10 protein-coding genes are annotated in these 15400 nt (G+C 69.0%); 9 read left to right on the top strand and 1 reads right to left on the bottom strand.

What is annotated here, in order from left to right; translation table 11 throughout:
• Nucleotides 1-780: 780 nt before the first annotated feature.
• The 8 genes from D1643_RS04050 to pheT all read left to right on the top strand — a co-directional run bounded on the left by D1643_RS04050 (nucleotide 781) and on the right by pheT (nucleotide 11103).
• Complete coding sequence (locus tag D1643_RS04050; protein WP_160708895.1) at nucleotides 781-1380, top strand: hypothetical protein; 600 nt, start codon at nucleotides 781-783, stop codon at nucleotides 1378-1380.
• An 86-nt stretch (nucleotides 1381-1466) separates the two neighbouring features.
• Nucleotides 1467-2306, top strand: coding sequence for an energy-coupling factor ABC transporter ATP-binding protein (locus D1643_RS04045; RefSeq protein WP_160708893.1), 840 nt, complete (start codon nucleotides 1467-1469; stop codon nucleotides 2304-2306).
• Complete coding sequence (locus D1643_RS04040) at nucleotides 2303-3238, top strand: energy-coupling factor ABC transporter ATP-binding protein (protein ID WP_160708891.1); 936 nt, start codon at nucleotides 2303-2305, stop codon at nucleotides 3236-3238. The genes D1643_RS04045 and D1643_RS04040 overlap by 4 nt, the downstream gene beginning before the upstream one ends.
• Complete coding sequence (locus tag D1643_RS04035; protein WP_160708889.1) at nucleotides 3238-4008, top strand: energy-coupling factor transporter transmembrane protein EcfT; 771 nt, start codon at nucleotides 3238-3240, stop codon at nucleotides 4006-4008. The genes D1643_RS04040 and D1643_RS04035 overlap by 1 nt, the downstream gene beginning before the upstream one ends.
• 317 nt (nucleotides 4009-4325) lie before the next feature.
• The gene (locus D1643_RS04030) at nucleotides 4326-5159 is read left to right on the top strand and encodes a deoxyribonuclease IV (protein ID WP_160708887.1); all 834 of its coding nucleotides are present in this window, start codon (nucleotides 4326-4328) and stop codon (nucleotides 5157-5159) included.
• Between the two features lie 209 nt (nucleotides 5160-5368).
• Nucleotides 5369-6493 carry a hypothetical protein gene (locus D1643_RS04025; RefSeq protein WP_236643362.1) on the top strand — a complete coding sequence of 375 codons (1125 nt, stop codon included), beginning with the start codon at nucleotides 5369-5371 and terminating at the stop codon, nucleotides 6491-6493.
• Nucleotides 6494-7374: 881 nt separating this feature from the next.
• Nucleotides 7375-8436 carry a phenylalanine--tRNA ligase subunit alpha gene (gene pheS, locus D1643_RS04020; RefSeq protein WP_160708885.1) on the top strand — a complete coding sequence of 354 codons (1062 nt, stop codon included), beginning with the start codon at nucleotides 7375-7377 and terminating at the stop codon, nucleotides 8434-8436.
• A gap of 216 nt (nucleotides 8437-8652) precedes the next feature.
• Entirely contained in the window at nucleotides 8653-11103 is a 2451-nt protein-coding gene (gene pheT / locus D1643_RS04015) for a phenylalanine--tRNA ligase subunit beta (protein ID WP_160708883.1), read from the top strand.
• A 438-nt stretch (nucleotides 11104-11541) separates the two neighbouring features.
• Here the strand turns inward: pheT and D1643_RS04010 are convergent, their stop codons facing one another.
• Nucleotides 11542-12330 (bottom strand): MBL fold metallo-hydrolase, encoded by a 789-nt coding sequence (locus D1643_RS04010; RefSeq protein ID WP_160708881.1) that lies wholly within the window; start codon nucleotides 12328-12330, stop codon nucleotides 11542-11544.
• A 222-nt stretch (nucleotides 12331-12552) separates the two neighbouring features.
• Here D1643_RS04010 and D1643_RS04005 point away from each other — a divergent pair, with 222 nt between their 5' ends.
• A complete protein-coding gene (locus tag D1643_RS04005; RefSeq protein ID WP_160708879.1) occupies nucleotides 12553-15390 on the top strand; it encodes a molybdopterin-dependent oxidoreductase in 2838 nt (945 codons plus the stop codon).
• Nucleotides 15391-15400 lie beyond the last annotated feature (10 nt).

Genomic DNA, 15400 nt, shown 5'->3' with positions numbered 1-15400 from the left:
GCTGGGCGCCCGCCGCCTCTCGTCCTGCGGCGCCGGCCCCCGAGGCGCCGGCCGCCTGCTGCGGGGCGCCCCCCGTCACGGGGGCGGCGTAGCGTCCCCGCCGGACGCGGGCGCCGTTGCGGGGGTTGTTCTGCTGGGGCATCGACGTTCCTCTTCCCATGGTCTCGGCCGTGCGGCCGTCAATTTAGGCTAACTTTCGCTATTTCAGCATATCCGCGCGCGACTTTCTACTGGCAACGGCAAAAAGATGCAGAAAATTAAGGGAGGTCAGGTGCCGTTTTTCACTCCTGACCCTCCCGATCGGCGCTTGTTGTCGAAATGAGCGCTTGCTCCGGCGGCTCATTGTGGTAAAGTGCGCTTCAGCAATTGAATACCTTAAACCGATGAGGCGAAGGTCAAGCCATCAGAGCACTCACAGAGAGCGGGCGCAGCTGGGATTCCCGTAGTAACGCTGGATGGTAAATGGGTCGCCGAGGGAAAGGGGAAAGGCCGCGGAGGCGCGCGACGTCGCCAAGGCCGAGTATCCGGACCGTGAGCCTGCGTTAAGGGCAGAGCATGTGATGGCATGCTCGTGAGGGGGTTCGCGCAAGCGAGCCAAGTAAAGGTGGCACCGCAGATCAAGGGATCTGTCCTTTAACCGAAGGACAGATCCCTTTTGTTTTGCGGGGGTCATCGCCGAGCTATCAGCGGCACGTCGGCAAAGGGGCAATTGCGAGGGAGGCCTGCCAAGGGGGCGGGCCCGAGCGGGCGGCAGGACGCCGCCGGAAAGGAAGGATCATCATGACCGAGCCCCGCATCACCGCCGAAGCCGCCCGTCCGGGTGCCAAGCGCGCCGTCTCCGTCCAGGAGAAGAAGGGCCTCACGGCCCAAGACCTCATCCTCGTGGCCGTGCTCCTGGCCGCCGGAGCCGTGCTCAAGCTCACGGTGGGCAGCCTCTTGGCCGCCTTCGGCATGAAGCCCAACTTCATCATCGCCGCCTACTGCCTGGCCATCATCCTCATCAGGCCCAACCTGGCCCAGTCGGCGGCCATCGGCATCATCGCCGGCCTGGTGTGCCAGATCCCCCTGCTCAACGCCACGCCGCTGCTCAACATCCCCTCGGAGCTCCTGGGCGCGCTCGCCTGCGGCCTGCTCATCCGCGTGCCCATGAGGATCGGCGGCAAGCTGGACGCCAACCCGCTCGTGAACACCTTCATCTCCACCTGCGTGTCCGGCTTCACCTTCGCGGCGCTGTCCGCCTACATCAACGTGGTGTCCGTCGGCGGCGACTTCGCCGTGGCCATGGCCGCCTACGTGGCCATCGTCCTGGGCACCGCCACCTTCAACGCCATTTTCGTGCAGATCCTCGCCGTGCCGCTGAAGAAGGTCCTCAAGCGCTAGGGCGACGGGCTCGGCGCGGGCCGGCCAGGGCGCCGTCGCGGGCTCCTGGCCGTCCTGCGGCAGGGGAGAGACGAAAGGAAAACGTCATGATCGAGATACGGGACTTCAGCTTCCGCTACCGCGAGGGCCGCGAGCCGGCCGTGCGCGACGTGAGCCTGTCCATTCCCGACGGCTGCTTCGTGGGCGTCACCGGGCCGGCCGGCTCGGGCAAGTCCACCCTCACCTACGCGGTGAACGGCATCATCCCGCACTGCTACCCGGGCGACTTCTACGGGGCGGTGACGGTGGACGGCCTCGACACCGTGGAGGCGTCGCTCACCGACGTGTCGCGGCTGGTGGGCAGCGTCTGCCAGGACATCGACTCGCAGATGGTGAACGCCGTGGTGGAGGACGAGATCCTCTACGGCCTGGAGAACTTCGCCGTGCCGCGCGACGAGATTCCCGCTCGGGTGGACGAGGCCCTGTCGTCCATGGGCATCGCCGATCTGCGCGACCGCACCATCGACAGCCTCTCGGGAGGCCAGAAGCAGAAGGTGGCCGTGGCCTCGGTCATCGCCCTCAAGCCGCGGGTGCTCGTGCTCGACGAGCCCACGGCCGAGCTGGATCCGGCCTCGTCGGTGGCGGTGTTCGAGCTGCTGGCTCGCTACGCCCGCGAGCACGGCACCACGGTGATCGTGGTGGAGCAGAAGATCGCGCTGCTCTCCGACTACGCCGACCTGCTGGTCATCGTGGACGACGGCGCTATCCGCTACGCCGGCGCGCCCGACGAGGTGCTGGCCCATTCCGAAGAGCTGCTGGCCCTGGGCGTCAACTGCCCGCGGTCCACCACGCTCATGAACGCGCTCGCGCGGCGCGGCCTCTACGACGGGCCCGCCGTGCGCAACGTGGCCCAGGCGGCCGCGGCGTGCAAGGAGGTGCTCGCATGATCGAGTTCAAGAACGTCAGCGCCGGTTACGACGACGGCGCGCCGGTGCTGCGCGACGTGAGCTTCTCCATCGCCGACGGGGAGTTCGTCGCCTTCGTGGGCACCAACGGAGCGGGGAAGTCCACCACCATGCGCCTGGCCAACGGCCTGCTCAAGCCCCGTGCGGGCGAGGTGCTGGTGGACGGCGCGTCCACGCGTGACCTCAAGGTGAGCGAGCTGGCCCGCAAGGTGGGCTTTCTCTTCCAGAACCCCGACCGGCAGATCTGCTGCAACACCGTGCGCGAGGAGCTGCTCTTCGGCTTCAAGGCGCTCGGCGAGGAGGGGCCGGCCGCCGACGCGGCCGTTGACGCCATGATCGCGCGCTTCGGGTTCGATCCGGACGCCGAGCCCTTCCTGCTCAACCGGGGCACGCGCCAGCTGCTGGCCCTGGCCTCCATCATCGTGCTGGCGCCTCCCGTCATCATCCTGGACGAGCCCACCACGGGCCTGGACTTCCGCGAGTGCGTGAAGGTGATGGACACGGTGCGCGAGCTCAACGAGGGGGGTACCACGGTCATCATGGTCTGCCACGACATGGAGGTGGTGGCCGACTTCGCCCGGCGCGTCATCGCCATGACCGACGGGCGCGTGGTGGCCGACGGCCCCACCTTCGAGGTGCTGCGCGACCCCGCGGCCCTCAAGGCGGCCCACATCCTGCCGCCCCAGGTGACCGAGGTGGCCCTGATCCTCGGCCGCGAGGTGCCTGGCGTGCCGCCCGCCGTGGCCGAGGCCGACACCGTGAGCCAGATGGTAGAGGCCCTAGCCGCCGCGCGGGGCGAGGAAGCGGTCGGGTCGGAGGCCGACGCCCCGTCCGACGACGTTGCCGCCGTGCTGGCGGCCGAGGAGGCTGCCGCGCCCGCGCGCCCGGCTGCCTGCGCAGAAGGGAGCCGGTGATGGCGAAGTTTCTGGAGTACGTGCCGGGGGACAGCCTCCTGCACCGCATGAGCCCCGCGGCCAAGCTCGTGGGCGCGGTTCTGTTCGCCGTGGCCTGCTTCGTCAACTCCAACCTGGTGTTTCTGCTGGTCATGCTGGTCATCGCCCTGGCCTTGGCCGCCTCGTGCGGCCTGGGGCGCCAGACAGCGGGGCTGTGCAAGGCGGTGCTGGGCTTCTCGGTCATCCTGGCCGTGGTGCTCGTGCTGACCACGCCTGCGGGCACGCCCCTCGTGCCGCTGCCCTGGGGCTACATCGGCACCGGCAGCCTGCTCGCGGCCCTCACGGTGATCGTCCGCCTCATGGCCGCCGCCATCCCGCTGTTCCTCGTGTTCTACGTCACGCGGATGAGCGACATCACCAACGCGGCGGTCAAGCAGCTGCACGTGCCCTACAAGTACGCCTTCACGTTCACGTCCACCGTGCACTTCATTCCCGTGTTCATGAACGACATGGCCGGCATCATGGAGGCCCAGACGGCCCGCGGCGTGGCGTTCGACGGCTCGCTGCCCAAGAAGATCCGGCTCATGGTGCCCCTGTGCGTGCCGCTGCTGGTGAGCTCGGTGCGCAAGACCAACTCGACCGCCATCGCCGCCGAGGTGCGCGGGTTCAACCTGCGCACGCGCGAGAGCGGCTACAAGGACTACCCCCTCGCGGCGCGCGACGTGGCGGCCCTGGGCCTGTGCGTCGCGCTGCTGGGGGCGGCCATCGCGCTCACGGCGCTGGGGGCGTAGGGCCGAGGGGGCGCCGGATGTACGCGAGGCGCCCGCCAGCCAGGCGCTTTGCCGGGCCTGCGGCAGCGAGGGCGCGGGCGCGGGGCCTGCGGCGGCGCAGGGCGAACGAGGGAGCGGGCGACGGCGCTGGGCCTGCGAAAGCATGGGCGAGGATGCGGGCGCCGGGCCTGCGGCGGTGCGGCCGTGGGCGCGGCGCCGGGCCTGCGGTAGCGCGAGCGCAGGCGCGTCTTGGGCCCGCGTCCTTCCCGGGGATGGTTCTCTTGCAAGAGCGCACGGGGTATCATGCAGGTTCACTATCGTGCGACGAAGGGATGTCCATGCTCACCATCGGGTGCCATCTTTCCAGCTCCAAGGGCTATGAGGCCATGGCCCGCGCGGCGGCCTCCATAGACGCCAACACCTTCCAGTTCTTCACGCGCAACCCGCGCGGCGGCAAGGCCAAGGCCATCGACCCGGCGGACGTGGCCGCCTTCGAGCGGCGCGCGGCCGAAGAGGACATCGACGTCATCCTCGCGCACGCCCCCTATACCCTGAACCCGGCGGCCGCCGACGGGCGCGTGCGGGACTTCGCCCGTGCCACCTTCGCCGACGACCTCGTGCGCATGGAGGCCACGCCCGGGCAGCTGTACAACTTCCATCCCGGGTCGCACGTCAAGCAGGGCGCCGAGGTGGGTATCGCCAAGATCGCCGCCATCCTGAACGAGGTGCTCGCGCCTGGTCAGAGCACCACCGTGCTCCTGGAGACCATGGCGGGGAAGGGCACTGAGGTGGGCGGCCGCTTCGAGGAGCTGGCCGCCATCATCGACCAGGTGGAGCTTGACGGCCAGGTGGGCGTGTGCCTGGATACCTGCCATGTGTGGGACGCGGGCTACGACATCGCGGGCGATCTGGACGGCGTGCTCGAGGAGTTCGACCGCGCGATCGGGCTCGCGCGCCTGCGCGCCGTGCACCTCAACGACTCCCTCAACCCGCTCGGGGCGCGCAAAGACCGCCACGCGGCCATCGGCGAGGGACACATCGGCTTCGAAGCGCTCTCGGCGGTGACCCGCCACGAGGCGCTCCGCAGCCTGCCCTTCTTCCTGGAGACGCCCCACGACGATATCTCCGGCTATGCCGATGAGATAGCGCGCCTACGTGCCGCGTGGGAGTAACAGCACGTCAAGTGCTGAAAGCACCCGTGTCGCGCGGGCGGGCGCCACGGGGCGAACCTATGTTTTTCCGCGAAAACGCTTGCCAGCGGGGGTCACTTTAGGGAAGATGAGTTGATCTGCCAGCGCCTGGCACCCGCAGGGGGAGGGGCGCGCTGCCCCGCCGCGCCGCGCCGGGGCCCGCGGCAGCAGGACAACGGAAAGGTGACCCCTTGACGATATCGAGGTTCACGACGAGGTTCCTGGCCGTCATCACGGCCCTCGCCCTTGTCTGCGCGTGCCCCGGGCTCGCCACCGGCAGCGCCTGGGCCGACGAGGTGGACGACGCGCAGGCCGTGCTCGATGCGGCCGAGGCGCGCATGGAGTCCCTCTCAGCCGAATACGAGTGGCTCTCCGCCCAGGTGGCCGACTTGCAGACCCAGGTCGACCAGGCTGCGGCCGATGCGCTGGCCGCCCAGGAGGAGGTGCTGGCCGGTCGCGCCGCCCTCGGCGAGACGGCGGCCTCCGAGTACCGCGGCGGTAGCTCCGTGTCGCTACTCACGGTGGTGCTCGAGTCCTCCAACTTTACCGACCTTCTGCGCAACATGGAGTACGTCGGCCAGATCATGCAGTACCAGGCCGACGAGGTGCAGGCCCAGAAGGAGCGCAAGGAGCGCCTCGATGCCATAGCGGCCGACCTGAACGAGAAGAAGAACGCCCAGGAGAAGGCCCTGGCCGACCTGGAGCAGAAGCGCGTGGAGGCCACCAACGTGGTGGCCGAGGCGAGCGATCGGCTGGCTGACGCCAAGGCCGAGCAGGCCGAGCGCCTGGCCGCTCTCGAGCGTCAGGCCGCCGAGCTCGAGCGCGCCCAGAGCCAGGCCGAGGCCCCCGTGGTCGGCAACGCCACCACCACCGACCGCGACGAGGTGATTCCTGACAGCACCCCGGTCAAGCCCAATCCTGATACCAGCGCTCCCGGCGGGAGCTCAGGTTCCGGCTCCGGCTCGTCGGGCGGCGGGTCGAGCGCGGGCGGGTGGCTCACCGGCGTCGCCTCGGCTTACGGCGGCTCGTCGGACAAGACCACGCCCAACCCGGGCACCACGGCCAACGGGTCGGTCTGCGACGACTGGTCCATGGGCGTGGCCATCCCCCTGTCGATGCCCAACTGCCGCAGCTACCTGGGCCGCACCGTCGAGATCTCCTACAACGGCATGACCGTCTACGCCACCGTCAACGACCTGGGCGGCATGGGCGGCGGCAGCCGCAAGCTCGATTTGCAGCCCGGCGTGTTCAAGGCCTTCGGCTTCAGTACCTGCCAGGAGTGGGGTCTGCGCACGGTGAGCTACCGCTTCCTGTAGGCGTCCTGCGCGGCCCGCGCCCACGCCCGGGGCTCGCGCGCCTTGCTGCGTGCCCCGCATCCGTCGAGCGGCCTAGGTGCCGCCTTCGCGTCTGCGCGCCTCCCGCGTTTTCTCGAGCGCCTGCCGGCCGCGCCCTCGGCCCAGGGGCGCCTAGCGCCTCCGCATCCGCTGCGCCCCTGCACTCGCGTCCGCACCCGCTGCGTCCCCCGCACTCGCTGCGTCCCCCGCACTCGCTGCGCCCCGTGGGGTGTGGCCACACTCGCTGGGGACACCAAACCTCGGGAATTTCCCCCGTTTCTGCAAAAACGGACGGTTCTGCACCCTCTCCGACGGCTTCTCCGAGGGTCGCCCAGGGCGGTGGCCACGTTTCTCCTGCAAAAAGCCGTGGCTAACAATGCATGCCTGCCGCGTCGCGCTCAAACGGAGTGCAGAACCGTTCGAATCTACGTTTCGGAGTAAGAAACTCCCACTCGCGCCCAAGTGCGCTATACTTCACGCTTACATGCGACGACGAAGACAGTGGCGCGCGATGCCCCGCCTCCAGAGAAGGGCCCCTTGGCTGAAAGGGCCCGGCTCGGGCGGCACGCCAATTCCCTTCCGAGCAGCGTCCCTGAGAGCGGACGTCCCACGGCCTGCGGGCCGCAGGGGGCGAGACGGCCGGTAGGGGACGACGGCCTGCCCCCGTCACCGGGCCAAAGAGCGGGCGACGCCCGCGCCAGCGCAGACGGCCTTGGCCGGCGGCATGCCCGCCCGCGGCCGTGACGCACCGGCCCCCGTCGCCAACCAGGGTGGTACCGCGAGAGCCTCCTCTCGTCCTTGGAATCGGATCCCGCATCCGCCAAGGGCGCGGGGAGGCTCTTTTTCGTTGAAAGGAAGGAAAGATGGCAATCACCGAGGAGCTGTCGGCGCTGCGCGACGACACGCTGGCCGCCATCGCCGCGGCCGAGACGACGGCGGCGCTGGAGGAGGTGCGCGTGGCCGTGCTGGGCAAGGCGGGTTCGCTCACCGGCTACCTGCGCTCCATGGGGCAGGTGCCCAAGGAGGAGCGCGCCGCCGTGGGCAAGGCCGTGAACGAGGCCCGCGTGGCCGTGGAGGAGGCGCTCGGCGCGCGCAAGGCGACGCTCGACGCCGCCGAGCTCGACGCCGCCATGGACGCGGCGGCCGTGGACGTCACGCTGCCGGGCCGCGTGCAGCAGCGGGGCACCCGCCACCTCATCAACGGCATCATTGACGAGATCTCCGAGATCTTCCTGGGCTTGGGCTACTCCGTGGCCGAGGGTCCGGAGGTGGAGACCGACTACTACAACTTCGAGGCGCTCAACGCCCCGGCCGACCACCCGAGCCGCTCCATGCAGGACACCTTCTACGTGCTCGACCGCTCCGGCGACGCCGCCCGCGTCCGCGGCGAGTCCGAGGTGCTGCTGCGCACCCAGACCTCCGGCGTGCAGGTGCATGCCATGGAGGACCAGGAGCTGCCCATCTACGTCATCGCCCCGGGCAAGGTGTACCGCCGCGACGTGGCCGATCCCTCGCACCTGCCTCAGTTCCACCAGATCGAGGGCCTGGTGGTGGACGAGGGCATCACCTTCGCCGACCTCAAGGGCACGCTCGACTACCTCTGCAAGCAGATCTTCGGCCCCGAGCGCAAGACGCGCTTCCGCGCCCACTACTTCCCGTTCACCGAGCCCTCGGCCGAGGTGGACGTGAGCTGCGGTATCTGCCACGGCGAGGGCTGCCGCATGTGCAAGGGCACCGGCTGGCTTGAGATCCTCGGCTGCGGCATGGTGGATCCCAACGTGCTGGAGATGAGCGGCATCGACCCGGAGCGCTACTCCGGCTTCGCCTTCGGCATGGGGGTGGAGCGCATCGCCTGCCTCAAGTACAACGTCCCCGACCTGCGCATGCTGCTGGAGGGCGACATGCGGTTCCTGCGGCAGTTTTAGGTTACGCCGTTGCTTACGCAACGGCGTAACGACTCGATGCTGCGGGTCCGACAGGCACCTGGCCTAGCCCCTTGTGCGCTTACCCTCGCGGCGCGAAGGCCGCTCGGCCGCGCGGCGGGGCTATCCCAGGCACCTGTCGGCCCCTCGCTGACTTCCTTAGGCGAATTCCTAAGACAAAAATAGGGAAATAGGGATGACGAAGAGAAAGAAAAAGTTATGAGAGTATCCCTGAAGTGGCTTTCTGAGTACGTAGACGTCCCCTCGGACGTCAAGGCCTTCTGCGACCGGCTCGACCTGACGGGCACGGGCGTCGAGGGCGTCGAGAAAACGGGCGAGGCCTTCGACGGCGTGGTGGTGGGCGCGGTGCTCACCTGCGAGCCCCATCCCGACAGCGACCACATGCACGTGGTGACCGTTGACGTGGGCGCCGACGAGCCCGTGCAGATCGTCTGCGGCGCGCCGAACATCGTCGCGGGCATCAAGGTGCCGGTGGCCTGCGTGGGCGCGGTGCTGCCCGGTGACCTGAAGATCAAGAAGTCCAAGCTGCGCGGCGTCGTGAGCTGCGGCATGTGCTGCTCCCAGCGCGAGCTGGGCATGGGCTCCGACCACGCCGGCATCTGGGTGCTGCCCGAGGACGCGCCCGCGGGCCAGCCCATCGCCGAGTACCTGGGGATGGGCGACACGGTGCTCGATCTGGAGATCACCCCCAACCGCCCCGACTGCCTGTCCATGACGGGCATGGCCCGCGAGGTGGGCGCCATGTACCAGGCTGACGTGGCCTACCCGCTTAAGGCCATGGCGGCCAAGCTGCCCGCCGTGACGGCCGGCGCGCCTGCGGCCGACGCCGTCACCGTGGAGGTGGCCGACCCGGCCCGCTGCGCCCGCTACACCGCCCGCGTCATCGACGGCGTGAAGGTGGGGCCGAGCCCCGACTGGCTGGCCGAGCGCGTGACCGCCGCCGGCGCCCGGTCCATCAACAACGTGGTGGACGTGACCAACTACATCCTGTTCCTGTTCGGCCAGCCGCTCCACGCCTTCGACTTCGACCGCCTGGCGGGCGACGACGGCGTGGCCCGCGTGGTGGTGCGCCCTGCCGGCGACGGCGAGCAGCTCACCACCCTCGACGGCGCCGAGCGCGTGCTCAGCTCCGACATGACCGTCATCGCCACGCCGGAGCGGGCCGTGGCCCTGGCCGGCGTCATGGGCGGCCAGGACACCGAGGTGGAGGAGGACACCACCACGGTGCTCCTGGAGGCGGCCACCTTCGAGCGCGGCCGCACGTCGCGCACGAGCCGCAACCTGGGGCTCATCTCCGAGTCGTCCATGCGCTACGAGCGCGGCGTGGACGACAACCCCATCGACGTCATCTCCCAGGCGGCCGCGGCACTTCTGGCCGAGGTGTCCGGGGGCACGGTGCGCCCCGGGGTGGTGGACGTCTACGCCGAGCGCACGCTGCCGCGCGAGCTCGCCTTCCGCATCCCGCGCTTCTGCGCCATGATGGGCGCCGACATCCCCGCGTCCTTCGTCGCCGACATCCTGGAGCGCCTGGGCTGCGCGGTGGCTGCCACCGACGACGCCGACGTGCTGGCCGTGACCGCCCCCACCTTCCGTCCGGACCTGGAGCGCGAGATCGACCTGTACGAGGAGGTCCTGCGCCTGTGGGGCATGGACCGCATCCCCTCCACGCTGCCGGGCAGCCCCCAGCGCGTGGGCACCCGCACCGAGGCCGAGCGCGCCATGGACACGGTGAACGAGACCCTGAGATCCGCCGGCCTCAACGAGACCATGACCTACTCCTTCGCCGAGCCGGCCGACCTGGAGCGTTTGCGCCTGCCGGCCGAGGGGCTGGGGGAGCCGGTGGAGCTGCTCAACCCGCTCAACGCCGACCAGTCCGTCATGCGCCAGTCCATCGTGCCGGGCCTTCTGCGCTCGGTGGCCTACAACCTGGCCCGCGGCGTGGCCGACGTGCAGCTCTACGAGGTGGGCACCGTGTTCTCCGCCGCCGAGGGCCGCAAGAAGCCCAAGGAGCGCCGCCGCATCGCCGGCGCGCTGGCCGGCGCCATGGGCGATGCCGCGTGGAACCGCGCTCGGGTGCCCTTCGACTTCTTCGACGGCAAGGGCGTGCTGGAGTCGCTTGCCCGCGAGCTGGCGCTGCCCAAGGTGCGCTTCCGCGCCCTCTCGGCCGACGAGGCCCCGCACCTGCAGCCGGGCCGTGCCGCCGAGATGATGGCCGACGGCGCCGTCATCGGCTGGGTGGGCGAGCTGCACCCCCTGGCCGCCCGCGCCTTCGACATCGAGGTGCCGGTGACCGTGTTCGAGCTGGACGCCGGCGCGCTGGTCAAGGCCGCCCGCCCGGCGCGGCCCTACGTGGACGTGCCGGTGTTCCCGGCCGTGGCCGTGGACGTGGCGCTGGTGGTGGACGAGGGCGTCACCCACGAGCGGCTGGTGCAGTGCATGACCTCGGCCGGCGGCAAGCTTCTGGAGGACGTGCGCCTCTTCGACGTGTACCGCGACGAGGAGCGCGTGGGCGCCGGCAAGAAGTCCACGGCCTACAGCCTGACCTACCGCGCCCCCGACCGCACCCTCACCGGCGAGGAGGTGGAGCGCGCCCACGGCCGCCTGCTCACCAAGGTGGAGAAGGCCACCGGCGCCGAGGTGCGCGGATAGCGCCACCTCCCGAGTTCCAACAACAAGCGGCCGCCTGCAAGGGCGGCCGCTTTTCTCATGCGTCTGCAGGGAAATGCTGGAAAATCGGTCAATTACTTCGAAATTCCGAGCCAGCGTAACCCCATGGCGTGCTAAAAGTTATAGACGGATAACCGCGACCAGGGGAAACGCGGCGGGATTGGCGTCCACGTCCTGTCAGCGCCGCTCAAAAGCTACGAAGGGGCTCGGAATTTCGAAGTAATTGACCGATTTCGGGCCTTGCTTCCGCAGAAGCGGGCGCATCCCGGCCAGGCGCGACGCCGCCGGCGCCCCATGGCGCCAGTCGGCCGATGACCCCGGGATGCCCGGAACCCCGGGCGGGGCGCCGCTGCCGTCGCAAGCTCAGCGGAAGGCGGCCGCCTCACGTGGGGGGGGGTGGCGCTGCCCCTCGCGCGGCCGCTAGATGTCCAGCGTCATGCCATCGAGGGCGGCTACCACGCGGCCGTCGTACTGGCGCAGGTAGTCGGTGAGCTCGGCGTAGGTGATGGGCTCGTCGTAGTGCAGGCACATATGGGTGAGGTAGATGGTGCCGGCGTCCAGGGCCAGGCCCTCCTCGATGCACTTCTGGATGGAGTGGTGGTCGTTGGGGGACCAGTTGCCCTTCCAGAAGGTGGCGTCCATGGCCAGAATGTCGCAGCCGCGCACGCGCTCGGCCGTCTCCGGCGGCAGCGTGGCGGTGTCGCTGGCGTAGAACAGGCGCGTGCCGGGCGTCTCGACGAGGTAGCCGTAGGTGCCCGGCGCGTGGGTGACGGGGCAGGCGGTGTAGCGCACGCCGTCGAAGACGTGGGTCTCGAAGGGGGCCAGCACGTGCTCGTCCAGGCAGTAGTCCATATAGTGGAACTCGGCGTTGATGCCGGCCAGGGCCTCGGCGCTGCCGAACACCGGCATCGGGCGCTTCTGCACCAGCTGCACGAGGTACTCGTACTCGCCCAAGCCGCCGATGTGGTCGAAGTGGCAGTGGGTGAAGAGTATCTCGTCCACCGCGCGGATGCCCTCGCGGATGAGCTGATGGCGCGCGTCGGGGGGCGTGTCGATGACGAGCGTCTGCTCGCCGCGCACCATGACGCCGCAGTCCCCACGGGCCAGGCGCGGATCGGCTCGCGCCTCGGTGCAGGCGGGGCAGTCGCAGAAGAACGACGGCACGCCGCAGCCGGCGGCCGTGCCCATGAACGTGAAGCGGTGGGTCATGTGGATGCCTTCCTCAAGGGGTTCTCGCGGCGATTATAGCGCCGTGCCGCCGCCGACGCCCCCAGGCGCCTTTCATCGGAAAAGAATGACGGCTCATGGCAACTAGTGGATTGCGCCACTATAATCCGACGGTGTATTTCGCTCACGTGAGAACGCCACCGATTCTCGCCGTGCGCGGCGTCAAGTAGAGCAAGATCTACGGAGAAGAAGAGGGGAAGGTAGATGACGGAAATCGATATCCATGCCGATGACGTCAAGATGGTGAAGTCGCTGTGCTACTTCTGCCACGCCAACTGCGGCGTCCTTGCGTATGTCAAGGACGGTGACGTTATCAAGATCGAGGGAGACCCCGATTACTCGAACCAGGGCGGCCTGTGCTGCCGTGGCACGAGCGCGCTTCTGCACCTCAACCACCCGGCTCGCGTCAACCACGTGCTCAAGCGCGCCGGCGAGAAGGGCGAGGGCAAGTGGGAGCAGATCGACTACGACCAGGCCATCCAGGAGGTCGCCGACCGCCTGAACCAGATCAAGGCCGAGTCCGGCGCCGAGGCCGTGGCCTCTGCGGGCGGCACCACGCGCACCGACGACTGGGCGCGTCGCCGCTTCCTCAACCAGTTCGGCACGCCCAACGGCTTCCACAACGCGCTGCTGTGCTGGATCCCCACGTTCATGGCCGAGACCTGCGTGGCCGGCTGGTCGCCGTTCGAGACCGACCTGGGCGCGGCCCGCTGCCTCATCCTGTGGGGCATGAACCCCGGCGCGTCCACCCTGGGCGGCATGCACGGTTACTGGGACCTGCACAACGCCGGCATGAAGATGATCGTCGTCGACCCGCGCTACTCCGAGACGGCGTCGAAGGCCGACCTGTGGCTGCCCCTGCGCCCCGGCTCTGACGCGGCGCTGGCGCTGGCCATGCTCAACGTCATCATCTACGAGGGCCTGGCCAACTACGACTTCATCGGCCAGTGGTGCAGCGGCTACGAGGAGCTCACCGAGCACGTGGCCCAGTACACCCCCGAGTGGGCGGCCCCCATCACCTGGCTCGAGCCCGAGCAGATCCGCACGGCGGCCCGCATGTACGCCACCAACACCCCCGGCTGCATCCAGTGGGGCTGCACGTGGGATCAGATCGGCCGCGCGTCGACCACCGGCTCCCATGCCATCGCCCTCATGCGCGCCCTCACCGGCAACCTGGACGTCCCCGGCGGCGACGGCATGCCCGGACCGGCGCTCAACTTCCTCACCGACGAGGAGATGGAGCTCAACGAGCTTTTGCCCGAGGAGCAGAAGGCCAAGCAGATCAGCCGCTTCAAGCTCACCTCCTGGCCCGGCTACTCGCTCATCTCCGACACGGCCAAGCGCACCTGGGGCAAGACGCTGCCTACTGAGTGGTTCTGCGAGGCCCATGGCCCCAGCGTGTTCAAGGCCATCCTCACCGGCGACCCGTACCCGGTGCGCGCGCTCATCTGCAACGCCACCAACCCGGTGAACTCCTACGGCGACGCTAAGATGACCCTCGAGGCCCTCAAGAAGTGCGAGTTCCTCGTGGTGGTGGACTACTGGATGACCCCGACGGCGCTCTTCGCCGACTACGTGTTCCCGGCCGCCGGCGCGCTCGAGCGCCCCACCATCGTCACCCACTACGGCGCCACCGACTCCCTCATGGGCGGCAGCCGCGCCATCCAGCCCAAGTTCGACCGCCACACCGACATGACGTTCTGGCGCAAGCTGGGCCTGGCCTGCGGCCAGGATCCGGCCAACTGGCCCTGGGAGACCGAGGAGGAGGCCTACTACCACATCATGGAGCCGTTGGGCCTGCCCATCAGCTGCTATGACGACTTCGTGTCGATGATCCGCATGTACTACCCGCCGCTGCACCAGAAGAAGTTCGAGGCCAACGGCGGCTTCTGGACCCCGTCGGGCAAGGTGGAGCTCAACTCCACCATCATGCAGGAGCTCGGCTTCCCCGGCATGCCGGAGTACGTCGGCTGCATCGAGAACGAGATCGACACGCCGGAGATCGCCGAGGAGTACCCCGTGGTGCTCACCACCGGCGGCGGCTTCATGCCCTACCACCACTCCGAGCACTTCCAGATGCAGGGCATCCGCTACCTGTACCCCGACCCGTACTTCTCCATCAACCCGGCCCTCGCCGAGCAGCTGGGCATCGAGTACGGCGACTGGTGCTGGATCGAGACCCGCCGCGGCCGCATCAAGATGCGTGCCAACGTCGACAACGAGACCCACCCCAACGTGGTGTTCGCGCCGCGCGGCTGGTGGTTCCCCGAGCGCGACGGCTCGGCCGACCTGGCCAACCCGTTCGGCTGCCTGGAGTCCAACGTCAACGTCCTGACCTCGGTTGATGAGGAGGACTGCGATCCCATGGGCGGTTCTTGGGCCAACCGCGGCCTCATGTGCAAGGTGTACAAGTGCGGCGAGTTCGACGCTGAGTTCACCGCCGAGGACGCCCAGTTCTCCATCCCGGGCAACGCCAAGGAGCCCGGCATCCACGCCAAGCCGAGCGAGCGTCCCCTCGCCCGCGAGCCGCGTCCCTTCACCAAGCCCGAGCCCGAGATCGAGGTTCCCGAGGGCTACGAGTGGGTGTGGCAGAACAACACCCTGTACCAGAAGGGCACCAACTTCCGCCTGGATGCGTCCGGCTGGCTCATCAATCCCCGCACCAAGGGCTACCACGACGCCTACACCGGCTGGCGCTACGACGCCGCCGGCGAGTACCTGGTGGACGATGAGACCGGCAAGATCTACACCATGGAGCGCGAGGAGATTCCGTTCTTGGGCGGCGTGCGCGGCTATCCCGGCGCCGAGGCGGCTCCGTTCGAGATGCCCGAGCACCTGCGCTGGAACGTCGAGGCCGGCTACGCCATGCTGCCCGACCGCCAGCTGGTCTACGATCCCAACAGCGGCTGGATGATCGACCCGGAGACCGGCGCGTACCACGACGCCTACTACGGCTACAAGTACGACGCCGCCACCCAGCAGCTGGTGGACGAGAACACCGGCAACCGCTTCACCATGACCTACGAGCCCGTCGTCGAGTAAGCGACCGAAG

Source organism: Enterorhabdus sp. P55 (assembly GCF_009911695.1).
In the GTDB taxonomy this organism is placed as follows: domain Bacteria; phylum Actinomycetota; class Coriobacteriia; order Coriobacteriales; family Eggerthellaceae; genus Enterorhabdus.
Note: the sequence above shows the minus strand (reverse complement) of the source record. Positions and strands in the feature narration are given on the sequence as shown.

Bases quoted from the DNA above. Each gene is read 5' to 3' on its own strand.
- D1643_RS04050 (WP_160708895.1), top strand. From the start codon at position 781: ATGACCGAGCCCCGCATCACCGCCGAAGCCGCCCGTCCGGGTGCCAAG.
- D1643_RS04045 (WP_160708893.1), top strand. From the start codon at position 1,467: ATGATCGAGATACGGGACTTCAGCTTCCGCTACCGCGAGGGCCGCGAG.
- D1643_RS04040 (WP_160708891.1), top strand. From the start codon at position 2,303: ATGATCGAGTTCAAGAACGTCAGCGCCGGTTACGACGACGGCGCGCCG.
- D1643_RS04035 (WP_160708889.1), top strand. From the start codon at position 3,238: ATGGCGAAGTTTCTGGAGTACGTGCCGGGGGACAGCCTCCTGCACCGC.
- D1643_RS04030 (WP_160708887.1), top strand. From the start codon at position 4,326: ATGCTCACCATCGGGTGCCATCTTTCCAGCTCCAAGGGCTATGAGGCC.
- pheS (WP_160708885.1), top strand. From the start codon at position 7,375: ATGGCAATCACCGAGGAGCTGTCGGCGCTGCGCGACGACACGCTGGCC.
- pheT (WP_160708883.1), top strand. From the start codon at position 8,653: ATGAGAGTATCCCTGAAGTGGCTTTCTGAGTACGTAGACGTCCCCTCG.
- D1643_RS04010 (WP_160708881.1), bottom strand. From the start codon at position 12,330: ATGACCCACCGCTTCACGTTCATGGGCACGGCCGCCGGCTGCGGCGTG.
- D1643_RS04005 (WP_160708879.1), top strand. From the start codon at position 12,553: ATGACGGAAATCGATATCCATGCCGATGACGTCAAGATGGTGAAGTCG.